We start from the raw sequence: 12,254 nt of genomic DNA on the forward strand, positions 1-12,254 counted from the left end.
CATATCCGGTTGACATAAAAAAGCGGCCTGCGTATATTAGATGCAACTCTTTGGAATATACGGACGTGGTTTTCGTATTAATGACTGAAAATACAAAAAAAGCAGTTGCCAGAGGGAGAGTAGTTGGGAAATTTTAATAGGTAGAGAAAAGGATGGAGATTGAATGAAGCGAAGTTTACAGGAGCGTTTAGAGGCAGGACCGGTTATCGCCGGAGAAGGATACTTATTTGAACTGGAGCGTCGGGGATATTTACAGGCAGGCACGTTTGTGCCGGAGGTGGCACTGGAAAACCCTGAGGCCTTAAAACAGACGTACCGGGATTTTATGCGTGCCGGTTCGGATGTAATATTGGCGTTCACCTATAACGCCCACCGGGAAAAAATGCGGATTATCGGAAAAGAGGATCTGCTCGAGCCGTTAAACCGCCAGGCTATCCGGATAGCGAAGGAAGTGGCTAAGGAGCATCCGGAGGAAGAGGCGCTGGTTGCAGGCAATATTTCCAATACAAATATTTTCAATCCGGACGATGAGGATTCCAAAACCGCTGTCCGCCAGATGTTTGCCGAAATGATTGGCTGGTGCAGCGAGGAAGGCGTCGACTATATTAAAGGTGAAACCTTTTATTATCATGAAGAAGCGCTGATCGCCCTCGAGGAAATTCAAAAGCAGGGACTGCCAGCCGTTGTCACCTTAGGGTTAATGGGTGAAAACATCCTGCGGGATGGATATACGGTCGAGGACTCCTGCCGCATTTTATCCGACAGCGGGGCGTTAGTGGTCGGCATGAACTGCTTCCGCGGCCCGAATACGATGCAGCCGTACATGGAGAAGATCCGGGAATCGGTCGATGGATATGTGGCGGCTCTTCCTGTTCCTTACCGGACGACAGAGAGCCATCCTACCTTTTTTAATCTGCCTGATTCCGGATGCAGCTGCCACACTCCCCTGGAAACAACGTTTCCTACTGCGCTCGAGCCGCTTTATCACAACCGGTATGAACTGGCGGAATGGGCGAAGGAAGCGACAGACGGCGGCGTGAATTATATCGGTCTGTGCTGCGGAGCTTCCCCGGCCATGCTGCGGTCCGTAGCTGAGGCTGCCGGCCTGCAGACGTTAAGTTCAGAGTACTCCCCGAACATGGAAAAGCACTTCCTGTTCGGGCAGGATGAAACCCTGCAGGACCACAATACGAGCTACCGGACAAAAGCTTAATAAATAACGCCTTAAGATATTAAGAAAAAGTTCTCCCGCATTTACAGCGGGAGAGCTTTTTTTATTTAATAGGCATTTAGATAAAGGGTGAAGCTCCTTTTAGTTCATCGAATTTGCGATCTTTAAGGACGTCACCGGTGGGAGACTGGTCCGGACCGCATAGATCATATTCCCTTCCTGCCAGCGAATATCCATCGTAGCATCGTCACTGGCCGGAGCGTAATAAACATCAACAACGCCCTGGTTGGCGGAGGCAGGGAGGGGGTGATGCTGGAGGTGTTCTTCCATCCGACGGACAACATCTGAATAATCAAAATTCTCCGAAGACTGGGAAGTCAGGCTTAACACCCACTGGTCCTGTTTCATGCTGGAATGGTACTCTCCGGCTGCGCGTTGTTCATACCCGGCGACCCCGTGTCCGATTGGCTGGACGTTTTGTCCGGAGGGATCGACGATTTTTCCCTCCTGAAAATTTTCAATCTCCCGGTTGGCTTCCTCTCGGTCCATATACCGGGCAGCTGTAACATGTACTAAAGGGCTTCCGGTACTGGTTTGATACTGAATGCTGTAGGTATTTGCATTGTTGGAAGCAATAGATCCCTGAACCTGGCTGGTTCGCTGGCCGGGAAAGCGTGCAGGCAGTTTGATCAGTTTATCGTCCATCAGAAGCTCCTGTCGTAATTTTTCAGCGTCCCGCCCCGAGGGTGTAGGGGAGGTCTTATTTTCCTCTTGAGGCTTTGGCTGGTAGAAGAAAGATTCTTCAACGGAAGCTTCCTGAGCATTAGAGGGCTGGGGAGATTCTTTTTCGCTTGTACAGCCAAAAGCAATAGCGATAAGCAAGGTTCCTGACAGAAAACAAAACAGGCGAGGTTTTTTCAAACGGGTCCCTTCTTTCTATAGGGGAATGGCACAGGCCTAAATTGAAATTTTTTCCATAAACAAAGAAAAAGCCGGAAAAAGACTCGTGCTCTTTTTCCGGCTTATGGAGTGGCTGTAGTATCCATCCATTTCCACCTCGTATATTTTGGTAATTTCCCCGTTAAGAAAGCGATAAAACCGAAATACTGGCTGCTCTCTCACGGCAGCTTTTCAGTTAGTATTTAAGCTAGGACAACTGCGTGTCATATTAAAAAATTGCGTCATTTCTGATTTTATTATTCCAGCTTTTTATATTTATGATTTAAAAGGATTCCAGGAAGTCAAAAGAGAAAAGAATAAATAAAGAAGCGGAGGAAAGAACGTGGCAAAGGTATGTTTGGGGATGATTTTATCGCTGGATGGGTATGTCAACGACCGTCACGGGGGAATGGAAAAACTTTATGACAGCTTTGAGCCGAATGAAGCGATTGAAGCGGCGATGGCCAATACGGGAGCCGTGGTAATGGGGCGGAACAGCTTTGACGAAAGCGAAGACCCGGATGCCTACGCGGATGATTATGAATTTCAGGCACCCTTATTTGTGCTGACGCATCGTCCTCCTGCGAAACATCCAAAGGAAAATGACAACCTTACAATCACCTTTGTGACGGATGGCATTGAAAGTGCGATCCGCCAGGCTAAAGAGGCAGCCGGGGAAAAAGATGTTGTGGTGCTCGGGGCGGATGCCGGCCAGCAGTTGTTAAAGGCGAAGCTCGCGGATGAACTGCAGGTCGCATTTGCGCCTATCATACTCGGTCAGGGTCTGCGGTTATTCGGGCATCTGGAGGATCATGAGATTCACCTGGAGAAGCTTCGGACCATTGAGACCGCCCAGCAGGTGGAAATCTGGTATAAGGTTATTAAGGAATAATGAAAAAAACGTAATATTCGAGTATTATTTAAACAGCTGACTGGCTGGTGGGAATGAATTCGGTACCCCCGCACCAGCCAGTTTTTGTTTTACACGTTTGTTGGTGCATTAATGGTTATATCATACAATTTCCGGCTTTTCTTCTTCATTATATGATCACCCGGAAAACATTTCAGCACTCTGGGTGAACGCGTTTTCTTCTATTTCAAACCCGGCGTCCTCGATCATTTGAAGATCTTTTTTCCATGCCTGGCCCGGTGTTGTTAAATAATCGCCAAGGAAAATAGAATTCACCGCGTATAAAGCAAGCGGCTGCATGCTTTTTAAGTTCTCTTCGCGTCCGCCGGCTGCCCGGATTTCTTTCGAGGGGAGAATCATTCGTGCAAGGGCTAAAATACGGAGGCATTCCTCGGGCCGGAGTCCCGGCTGATGTTCAAAAGCTGTACCCTCAATCGCATGAAGGAAATTAACCGGAATGGAATCAGCACCAATCTCTTTTAAGGCATACAATACATCGATAATGTCCTCATCGCTTTCCCCCATTCCGGCGATCAATCCTGAACAGGGGGACATGCCTGCCTGAATAGCTCCGTTCACCGTTTCTGTCCGGTCTCCGTATGTATGGGTGGTTACAATGTTATCGTGAAAACGCTCCGAGGAATTGACGTTATGGTTATAGCGGTCCACGCCTGCTGCTTTCAGCCGCTCGCCCTGTCCTTCCTTTAAAATTCCAAGGCAGGCGCATACCTTTAACTGGCTCGTTGCTTTAATTTCTCCGACTGCCTCTTCCACAGTCCGAAGCTCTTTTTCCGAAGGGCCCCGTCCGCTTGCCACAATACAGTACGTTCCGGCTCCGCGCTTCTCTGCCTCCCGGGCCCCCTGCACAATATCTTTGGAAGGCATCATACGGTATTTGGAAATCACAGCTTTGGAATCAACAGACTGGGCGCAGTATCCACAGTTTTCCGAGCACAGCCCGGACTTTGTATTGACAATCATATTTAATTTTACCTGGTTCTGATAGTAGTGAGAGCGGAGAAGGTAGGCTGCTTCCAGCTGTTCGAGCAGCAGTTCCCGCGGCTCCTTCAGAAACGCAGCTGCTTCCTCCCACGTTAAATGTTTTCCTTGTTGTATTTCTTTTGCCCTCTCGATCCAGAATGTTCCCATATGCTATGCAGCTCCTTTTGATGAATTTATTCCTCGTTCTGTTTTTCGCAAAATACGCAGAAGGCGGCGCGCCAACCAGGCAGATCCTACAGCTAAAATAATATCCTTCGGCATCGGCGCGAGCATCCACAGCCAGGCCGTCGTGTACGAAAATCCGCCCGGCGCGGCAAACCACCATTCATACGCCATATACATCCAGTTCGTCCCGATCACATAGTTGAGCGCTGTTCCTATAAGTGCCGCTGTGCCAAAGGCTGCGGCCGAACGTCTTTGTTCGGAAAGAACACCTACAACGTAAGCAACAAGGATGTAGGAAAGTAAAAAGCCAAATGTCGGTGAAATGACAGCATCAAGCCCTCCCGACCAACGGGCAAACACCGGCATCCCGGCGAGCCCGATCAGCAGGTACAAAACCATGGCAAGCGGCGCATATTTTTTGCCAAGCAGCAGGCCGGCTAAAAGGCAAACCGCCGTTTGAAGCGTAATTGGTACGCCGCCAATCACAAAAATAGGAGCGATGGATGTGATATTCGCTCCAATCATCATCAAAGCCGCGAATAACGAGGCTAAAACGAAGCCGTGCAGTCGTGACTGAATCATGGACTCCCTCCTTTGCCCATTAGTATATATAAACTGGATTTAATTGTAAACTTAAAATTAAAATAGGTTAACAATTAAGGTGTGCTATTTGGTGGAGGATTAAAGAACCTGATCTTATCTTTTATTCCCAGGTGTGTGCAGAGGGGGTGGGAGGGAGCGGATTTTTAAATCTTTGAAACCCTTTGGTTAAATACAATTACTTGTAACCAGGTGTGGCGTGCTGCTTCTCCAGTCGGCAGAGCGAGTCCCTGCAGGACCACCATACGACCTGCCGCACAAAAACTTAATAACGCTTTAAGATATTGAAATAAGCTCTCCTGCATTTACAGCGGGAGGGATTCTTTTTTATGATTGCCTGCCTTTTAAAAAATAATGTAAGCCAGCTTACATTTAAGAATAGGCGAATACGGGAACAACACAGGAGAAAATCGTTTAAAGGAGGTTACTTCTGCTTGCCTTTTACTGAATAAAACCGTGAAGTAAATCGCCCTGACCGTTTAAACGTGTAAGAAAACTTAAGGAGGCAGAAACATGGAAACGAACAAAACAATGACCAAGGAAGAATTTAAACAACGTCAACAGTCGGTCATGCTGGATGGCATTGTGGATGAACCAGTGAAAGTGAATTATACAGATACGGGCTCAGGTCCGACGCTCGTGCTGCTTCACGGCATACCCACCTGGTCGTATTTGTATCAGGCTGTCATTCCGGAGCTGGAGGAAGAATACCGGGTGATTGTCCCTGATCTTCTCGGCTACGGTTATTCAGACCAGCGTGACCGCTTTGACCGCTCGCTTCATGTCCAGGCGAAATTGGTTGTCAGGCTGATGGAAAAGCTGGAGCTCGGGCAGGTGCATCTGGCGGCCCATGACATCGGGGGAGGCGTCGGGTTGATCCTTGCCCTGAATGAGCCGGAACGGATCGACAAGCTCGTGCTTTCCAATACCGTCGCTTATGACTCGTGGCCGATCGAAGAAATGCTGATGATGGGCCATCCGTCGTGGAAAAACAAATCCCTTCAGGAGATGGAAGACTTTCTCTCGAAGGGATATAAAGACGTATTTGCCCAGCGGGAGCAGCTGACGGACACCTTCTTACAGGGAATCACAGCCCCGTATTTGCATGAAGAAGGCAAAGTCAGCCTTGTCCGCAATGCTGCTGCCCTGAACACGAATGAAACAACCTCTATCACTCATAAGCTTTCGGATATTCAACACCCCGTGCTTCTGTTATGGGGGACGCAGGACCCGTGGCAGCCGGTGGAAACGGGAGAGATGCTGGATAGGGACCTTCCAGACAGCCGGCTGGTAAGGGTAAATCAATCGGCCCATTGGGTGCCTCAGGAAGCGCCGAAAGAGTTCGCCGCAGAAATTAAAAAGTTTATATAACCGAGATGCTTTTTATACTCTTAAGGGAATAACCAACGAAGAGACCAGCCCGGTGTGCTGGTCTTCTTTTTATTGCGCTGACATTTCATGTATTACGCATTTTTATGGAGGGATAGTTTGAAGGCTTGGTGAAAAAGCTGCCTGCGTTATTTATTGTTGCTCCTCATCGGGCAGACGGACGATTAAAACGTCACAAGCGGCCCGGTGCACGACTCCTTCAGAGACGCTTCCGAGAAAAAATCGTTCCGTGGTATTCAGGCCCGAGGCGCCGAGGACAATAAGGTCAGCTTTATACTTTTCGCCCAGCTCCTCTGCAATAACGACCTTTGGAGCGCCGTAGTAAATCGCTGCTTCGACGTGTTCAAGGCCGGCATTAAGGGCTTTTTCCCGGTGTTCTTCGAGCAGTTGTCCAGAGTATCTTTCCATTTCGGTAATCAGCCCGGCATCATACTGCTCCATGGAAGTGAGTACGACCAAATCGATCACATGCGTGATCAGCACAGTGGCATTTTCTTCAACTGCCAGTGCTATTCCTTTGTCAAACGCGTGCCAGGATTCTTCTGAGCCGTCGATAGCAATGATCATTTTCTTGTAATCACTGCCTGAATCTTTATTCCGGACGACGAGAACATCACATTTGGCATGACGTACAATACCTGTCGACACACTTCCCATCATGAATCGTCCGACCGTGCCTGCTCCGGAGGCGCCGGTAATAATCAAATCGGTATCATGCTCTGGGGCAAGCTCTTTTGTGATGATAAACTTTGGCATGCCGTGTGCCATTCTTGTCTGGATCTCAACGCCGGCTCCCTCGGCTTCTGCTTTGTATATATTCAATAATGTCCTGCCCTGTTCGCCAGCGGTTTCCACGATGGTTGGTATATAATGAATCAGGCGGTTCAATGTTTTGTATTCTATGACATGAGCTACTGTCAGCTGGCTGTGGTGCTTTTTGGCGAGCGACAGACCCCGGCGGAAGGCCTGCATCGATTCGTCTGAGCTGTCCACGGCTGTGAGAATGTTTTGGAAATGGTTGGTCATGGTAATGCCCCGCTTTCTTTGCATCAATATTTTTAGAGCACGAATTGACCGAATACAAAAGCGTAAGATGTTTTCTTCCTAAGTCTACCATGAAGCATAGAGAAAAAAGTGCTAATATGTATAATTTTGCAAAAAAGTATAATAATAAATCTGGACATTTATTTATAAAAAACTTTAAATAATAAGTATTTAATGGTGGATATAAAACTATTTCAGACACGGGGAATAATTATAAATATTTGTACTATTGTATAATTATAGAAAATTAAGTGTTATAATAAATATAGACGTAAAGATGAAGACCGACAAATGGGGCAAAGCTGTAAATAAGGAAGGGAGAGCAAAGAGATGACAGAGCCTTATAGAGCACCATTTTACGCATCTTTAGAGATTGATCGGATGATTAATGAAGGCGGCCATGTTGATCCGGCGCGGGATATGGAGTCTTTTGTTTGTGAGGAAAAGGAAGAGAACGATTTAAATTAAAGATTTTTTGTAAACGCTATCATAAATGATTGTTCCTCATAAGACTCAAAACGAAAGAAAGATAAACGTAATGATTGGTCATACATTAACATTCGTTTAATTCCTGAAAAAATTCTTCAAATTCTTCGAGCAATGACCGTACCCCATTAGTTACTATTTATATAAAAACCTCTTCCACCACCGGGACGTCTCATATCTCCGGCATGGAGGAGGTTTTCGCGAGGTTAGATGAGTTACACGAACAAAAATTCTTTAAACACAGTAGAATGTGATAAACCCATGAAGGAGGCAGATTATGCATACGATGAACGTTATTTTAGTTGCTGTGGATGGTTCCGAGGAAGCAGATTACGCGTTTGAAACGGCTCTTCCCATTGCCAAAGCTCAGGAGGCGCAGCTTGTAATCACCCAAGTGATCAACCGCAATGCCTACCGGCCGATGAGCAGCTATGATTCTACCATGATTGGCAATGTGGAGGATGAAGCCCGTCGGCTGCTCAACAAATACAAAAAGCAGGCGGAAGAATTCGGCCTCACCGATGTGGTGGCCGATCTTGAATACGGTTCACCGAAAACAGCGATTCCGCGCGATATTGTGCCAAAATACCACGTGGACTTGATTGTCACTGGCGCTACCGGACTAAATGCCGTAGAGAAGCTCTTTCTAGGCAGTATTTCTGAGCATATTACGAAAAATGCCGATTGCAGCGTGATGGTAGTTCGGTCGTAGCCCGTATTTTATCGCTGCCTGCGGAGGCATCTGCCCAAATTTAAGCTCCCGGCAGATCTGCCGGGAGCTGCAGTCGTATTTCAAAGGCCTGAAAATATCCGCATGCTGACAAAAGAAAAGTTTATCAATAATTATTATACAAATAATCCCCAGTTATATTGAGGGACCTGAATAAATGAGACAGATAAAAGCACCTCTCACGTCGTATTCGCAGTAGGATCGACAGATGGAGGTGTTTTTCTTGTGGGGGAAAACACGAACATAGAAAAGCACTTCGGCAGGCCGAATCCCTGCAGGACCACCATACGGGCTGCCGTACGAAAGCTTAATAATAACGCTTTAAGATACTGAAAAAAGCTCTCCTGCATATAGCGGGAGAGCTTTTTGTGGTGCTGTGACTAACACTGCCTGTATTTGCAGCCGTCGGATTCGTGCTGGGTGAGAATAAATAAATGTCCGGAGATGAAACGTGGGCATTAATCCAGTACTTGAATGCCTTCCTGTTCATATAAAGTTTTAATGTCTGCAGGCATGGCTTCCGTAACTAAATAAGTCAATTCATTGGCCGGGGAAACAATGCAGTTGGAAATAGTATTTAATTTATCAGAAGTTGCCATTCCTATTACTTCTGAGGCGATGGAAGCCATTTCCCGTTTAACTAAAGCTTCCGATAAGCTCGGAACGCTTATTCCCGAATGAATATCGACTTTATAAATCCCCATTATGTATACGTCCACCCTGAAATTTTTTAATGCCTGTACAGTATCTGTCCCTAAATTAACCATTGATTGTTTAAATAAAGTGCCTCCGAGCATAATGACTTCAATATTCTCGTGGCTTGATAGAGCCATTGCTATTGGAGGACTGTTTGTAATAATTGTGGCTTTAAACGATAAAGGAATTTGATGAACCATGTATAAATTAGTCGTGCCTCCATCGATGAGTATCACCGTGTCTTCTCTGATCAAATCCAAAACCGTATTTGCTAAACGAAGCTTGATCTCATAAGAAATATTCTGCCTTATAGAAAAATCAACTACAGGCGGGCCCACTCTTAAAGCCCCGCTGTGAACACGTTTTAGCGATCCCTGATTATCCAGTTCTTTTAAATCTCTTCGAATAGTATCTTCAGATACGTTTAGGCGTGTACTCAAATCCTTGGCAATAACCTTTTGTTCGTCATTCAAAATTTGTAAAATACGCTGCTGTCTTTCTTCTTTTAGCATTAAAACACCTCTTTTAGTTTTGATTGTAGCATAGCTGTAATTATCATCCAAATAAACATGCAAATGTAATTACAAACATGCAAATTTAAGCTTGACTCTTGCATGAAAACGCATTAATATATAATCAAACAAGCAAATAAACGCAAAAGGAGATGCATAAACGTGCAAAAAGATATTACAGTGGTTCCTTCTATTATGTGTGCAGATCTTTGTAATCTAGAAAGGAGTGTTCAAGAAATAGAAAATGCGGGATTTGACACGTTGCACATTGATGTAATTGACGGCCATTTCAGTCCCAGCATGCCGCTTGGCATTGATACCATCAAACAATTACGCCAGGTTACTGACATGAATTTTGATGTTCATATTATGGCTGACAAAAATGAATTATTTATTGAAGAAATGATAGCTGCAGGGGCCCAGCAAATTACTTTTCACTTAGAGACGAGCCGTCACGTGGACAGGCTTATCAATCTCATCAAAAAAAGCAATATAAAGGTCGGGGTGGCATTAAACCCAGCTACGTCACTAACTGCCCTGGATTATGTGCTCGACCAGTGCGACACGGTTCTGCTTATGCTGATTAACCCGGGTTTTGCTACCGATAAAAATGAAAAGCAAGTAACCTACGCTTTAAAAAAAGTGAAAGAATTACATTCTTTGCTTCAGGAAAAAGGGCTGACGACAAACATTGAAGTCGATGGAAGAGTATCTTTAGAAACGATCCCTCAGTTGGTAAACGCCGGGGCTGACACGCTGGTTGCCGGGAGTACCAGTTTATTTATGAAAGGAAACAGCCTGGAAGAAAATAAACAAAAATTGGAAAAGGGCATTTCAAAAGGTCTGAATGGAGGAGTTTTTTATGATGAATTACTACGATAGCACCAACAGTATTATTGACGAACTTTCTAAATCTTTAAACAATATTAATGATGAGGAAGTAGTCAACTTATTTAATGAAATTCAAAAGGCAGATAAAGTATTTTTTGTAGGTGTGGGACGTGTACTGCTTTCATTAAAATCCGTGGCTAAACGGTTGGCTCATCTTGGGGTGAAGACGTATATCGTCGGCCAGGTAACAGAACCAGCTATTACCAAGGATGATTTGTTAATTGTCGGTTCAGGCAGCGGGGAGTCAGCATTTCCGTTAACCATCGCCAAAAAAGCAAAACAGTACGGAGCTAATGTAGCGCATATCGGAGCCAATAAAGAATGCTCAATGCAGACTTACTCTGATGTTTTTATTAAAATCCCGGTCAGCACTAAACTGCAGTTACCTCAAGAGATCTCTTCTGTGCAGCCCATGACTAGTTTATTCGAACAGAGTTTACTGCTGTTGGGAGATACCCTGGCATTAATGATGGTGAAAGATCAAAACATTGATATGACTGAGTTGTGGGAGCATCATGCTAATTTAGAATAGGGAGGCTTTTCATGCAGGCATTGCATTTTGGTGCGGGTAATATCGGAAAAGGATTTATTGGTAAAGTATTAAATGATAGCGGTTACAAAATGTGCTTTGTAGATGTAGATGAGGATAATATTAAAGCCATTAACCGGTATAATGAGTATATAGTAGAATTTCTTGATGAAACCCGCAGCCAGATAAAGGTAGCTCCAGTGGAGGCGTTGAACAGCCGTACACAAAAACATGAAGTGATTGAAGCTGTAATAAGTGCTGACTTGATTACCACTTCAGTGGGAGCAGCCAATTTGTCCAGTATTGCCGGGTTGCTCGCGCAAGGGTTAATGGAACGGATGAGCAGGAGAAAGAACGAAATAGACGTTATAGCTAATGAAAATGCGATTAACGCTTCTTCCACATTAAGAACAGAGATTAGTAAACATGTTTCTCAAGAACAAATGAACAAGCTTGAAGACTTTGTTGGTTTTCCCAATACAGCTGTTGACCGCTTAGCATTATCCAAAGAGGGAGACAAAACAGTGCCGCTTGTCGAACCGTATTATGAGTGGGTCATTAATGAGTCTGAAATGAAAAACAAACAGGCACTTCCTATTTCAAATGCTAAGTATGTGAAAGACTTAAGATATTTTATCGAGAGAAAATTATTTATCGTAAATATGGGGCACGCAGCGACTGCATATTTGGGCAGTGCAGCTCAAAAATCAACCATACAACAGGCGCTGGAAAGTATTGAAATTAAACAATGTGTAAGAGAAGCGATGAAAGAATCTTCACAGTACATTCAAAACGAATTCAGCATCGGGGAAAAAGAAATGGAATTGTTTATAGAGGAAACACTCGGTCGTTTTGAGAACCCGCGCGTTAAAGATGATGTAACTCGGGTCGGGAGAAACCCCATTAGAAAACTGGGGGAACATGAACGATTAGTAAAACCACTGCATGAGGTGTTAAAGCTGGGGGGCACTATCGAACATTCAGCTATAGTTATTGCAGCCGCTTTTATGTATTCTAATCCAAACGATGAAGAGGCGGTAAGATTACAAAAAGATGTAAAGACTCATGGCTTAACAACAACCATTGTGCGATATACCAACATTAAAAACAAAAGTGCTCTTACAAAAATAGAAGAGGCTTACCAAAAACTACAAAACAATGACGGAGTAATTATTTGAGGAGGGGCTGGA

At 45.0% G+C, this 12,254-nt stretch carries 13 protein-coding genes; 8 read left to right on the plus strand and 5 right to left on the minus strand.

Annotated features, from left to right (window positions below):
* The first annotated feature begins 163 nt into the window (after positions 1 to 163).
* Positions 164 to 1,213 carry a homocysteine S-methyltransferase family protein gene (locus BLV22_RS01590; protein ID WP_091610484.1) on the plus strand — a complete coding sequence of 350 codons (1,050 nt, stop codon included), beginning with the start codon at positions 164 to 166 and terminating at the stop codon, positions 1,211 to 1,213.
* A 99-nt stretch (positions 1,214 to 1,312) separates the two neighbouring features.
* Here BLV22_RS01590 and BLV22_RS01595 read toward each other — a convergent pair whose 3' ends face one another.
* On the minus strand, positions 1,313 to 1,876 hold the full coding sequence (locus BLV22_RS01595; protein ID WP_143030938.1) for a hypothetical protein: 564 nt from the start codon (positions 1,874 to 1,876) through the stop codon (positions 1,313 to 1,315).
* Positions 1,877 to 2,453: 577 nt separating this feature from the next.
* On the opposite strand from BLV22_RS01595, the gene BLV22_RS01600 reads away from it, so the two are divergent.
* The gene (locus BLV22_RS01600) at positions 2,454 to 3,002 is read left to right on the plus strand and encodes a dihydrofolate reductase family protein (protein WP_091610487.1); all 549 of its coding nucleotides are present in this window, start codon (positions 2,454 to 2,456) and stop codon (positions 3,000 to 3,002) included.
* Positions 3,003 to 3,158: 156 nt separating this feature from the next.
* Here the strand turns inward: BLV22_RS01600 and bioB are convergent, their stop codons facing one another.
* Positions 3,159 to 4,169, minus strand: coding sequence for a biotin synthase BioB (gene bioB, locus BLV22_RS01605; protein ID WP_091610489.1), 1,011 nt, complete (start codon positions 4,167 to 4,169; stop codon positions 3,159 to 3,161).
* 3 nt (positions 4,170 to 4,172) lie between these two features.
* Positions 4,173 to 4,769 carry a biotin transporter BioY gene (locus tag BLV22_RS01610; protein ID WP_091610490.1) on the minus strand — a complete coding sequence of 199 codons (597 nt, stop codon included), beginning with the start codon at positions 4,767 to 4,769 and terminating at the stop codon, positions 4,173 to 4,175.
* A 531-nt stretch (positions 4,770 to 5,300) separates the two neighbouring features.
* Between BLV22_RS01610 and BLV22_RS01615 the strand changes: the two genes are divergently transcribed.
* Entirely contained in the window at positions 5,301 to 6,158 is an 858-nt protein-coding gene (locus BLV22_RS01615; protein WP_245723989.1) for an alpha/beta fold hydrolase, read from the plus strand.
* 150 nt (positions 6,159 to 6,308) lie between these two features.
* Here BLV22_RS01615 and BLV22_RS01620 read toward each other — a convergent pair whose 3' ends face one another.
* Positions 6,309 to 7,202 carry a universal stress protein gene (locus BLV22_RS01620; protein WP_176967587.1) on the minus strand — a complete coding sequence of 298 codons (894 nt, stop codon included), beginning with the start codon at positions 7,200 to 7,202 and terminating at the stop codon, positions 6,309 to 6,311.
* Positions 7,203 to 7,550: 348 nt separating this feature from the next.
* On the opposite strand from BLV22_RS01620, the gene BLV22_RS14880 reads away from it, so the two are divergent.
* Positions 7,551 to 7,688: a hypothetical protein gene (locus BLV22_RS14880; protein WP_176967588.1), complete on the plus strand. Its 138-nt coding sequence runs from the start codon at positions 7,551 to 7,553 to the stop codon at positions 7,686 to 7,688.
* 295 nt (positions 7,689 to 7,983) lie between these two features.
* Positions 7,984 to 8,418, plus strand: a complete 435-nt coding sequence (locus BLV22_RS01625; RefSeq protein ID WP_091610493.1) for a universal stress protein — start codon at positions 7,984 to 7,986, stop codon at positions 8,416 to 8,418.
* 476 nt (positions 8,419 to 8,894) lie between these two features.
* Here the strand turns inward: BLV22_RS01625 and BLV22_RS01630 are convergent, their stop codons facing one another.
* Positions 8,895 to 9,644 (minus strand): DeoR/GlpR family DNA-binding transcription regulator, encoded by a 750-nt coding sequence (locus tag BLV22_RS01630; protein ID WP_091610495.1) that lies wholly within the window; start codon positions 9,642 to 9,644, stop codon positions 8,895 to 8,897.
* Positions 9,645 to 9,806: 162 nt separating this feature from the next.
* Between BLV22_RS01630 and BLV22_RS01635 the strand changes: the two genes are divergently transcribed.
* From BLV22_RS01635 to BLV22_RS01645, 3 genes are read left to right on the plus strand one after another with little or no spacing between them, the layout of a single operon-like run.
* Positions 9,807 to 10,526, plus strand: coding sequence for a ribulose-phosphate 3-epimerase (locus tag BLV22_RS01635; RefSeq protein WP_091610497.1), 720 nt, complete (start codon positions 9,807 to 9,809; stop codon positions 10,524 to 10,526).
* Positions 10,507 to 11,067 (plus strand): 6-phospho-3-hexuloisomerase, encoded by a 561-nt coding sequence (hxlB, locus tag BLV22_RS01640; RefSeq protein ID WP_218130588.1) that lies wholly within the window; start codon positions 10,507 to 10,509, stop codon positions 11,065 to 11,067. The genes BLV22_RS01635 and hxlB overlap by 20 nt, the downstream gene beginning before the upstream one ends.
* Before the next feature lie 11 nt (positions 11,068 to 11,078).
* Positions 11,079 to 12,242, plus strand: coding sequence for a mannitol-1-phosphate 5-dehydrogenase (locus tag BLV22_RS01645; protein WP_091610498.1), 1,164 nt, complete (start codon positions 11,079 to 11,081; stop codon positions 12,240 to 12,242).
* The last annotated feature ends 12 nt before the right edge of the window (positions 12,243 to 12,254 follow it).

Origin of the sequence: Marinococcus luteus (assembly GCF_900106595.1) — a bacterium.
Taxonomy (GTDB): domain Bacteria; phylum Bacillota; class Bacilli; order Bacillales; family Marinococcaceae; genus Marinococcus; species Marinococcus luteus.

Coding starts and splice junctions, on each gene's coding strand:
- BLV22_RS01620 (WP_176967587.1), bottom strand. CDS start 7,202: ATGACCAACCATTTCCAAAACATTCTCACAGCCGTGGACAGCTCAGAC.
- BLV22_RS01610 (WP_091610490.1), bottom strand. CDS start 4,769: ATGATTCAGTCACGACTGCACGGCTTCGTTTTAGCCTCGTTATTCGCG.
- BLV22_RS14880 (WP_176967588.1), top strand. CDS start 7,551: ATGACAGAGCCTTATAGAGCACCATTTTACGCATCTTTAGAGATTGAT.
- BLV22_RS01615 (WP_245723989.1), top strand. CDS start 5,301: ATGGAAACGAACAAAACAATGACCAAGGAAGAATTTAAACAACGTCAA.
- BLV22_RS01595 (WP_143030938.1), bottom strand. CDS start 1,876: ATGGACGATAAACTGATCAAACTGCCTGCACGCTTTCCCGGCCAGCGA.
- bioB (WP_091610489.1), bottom strand. CDS start 4,169: ATGGGAACATTCTGGATCGAGAGGGCAAAAGAAATACAACAAGGAAAA.
- BLV22_RS01625 (WP_091610493.1), top strand. CDS start 7,984: ATGCATACGATGAACGTTATTTTAGTTGCTGTGGATGGTTCCGAGGAA.
- hxlB (WP_218130588.1), top strand. CDS start 10,507: ATGATGAATTACTACGATAGCACCAACAGTATTATTGACGAACTTTCT.
- BLV22_RS01630 (WP_091610495.1), bottom strand. CDS start 9,644: ATGCTAAAAGAAGAAAGACAGCAGCGTATTTTACAAATTTTGAATGAC.
- BLV22_RS01590 (WP_091610484.1), top strand. CDS start 164: ATGAAGCGAAGTTTACAGGAGCGTTTAGAGGCAGGACCGGTTATCGCC.
- BLV22_RS01645 (WP_091610498.1), top strand. CDS start 11,079: ATGCAGGCATTGCATTTTGGTGCGGGTAATATCGGAAAAGGATTTATT.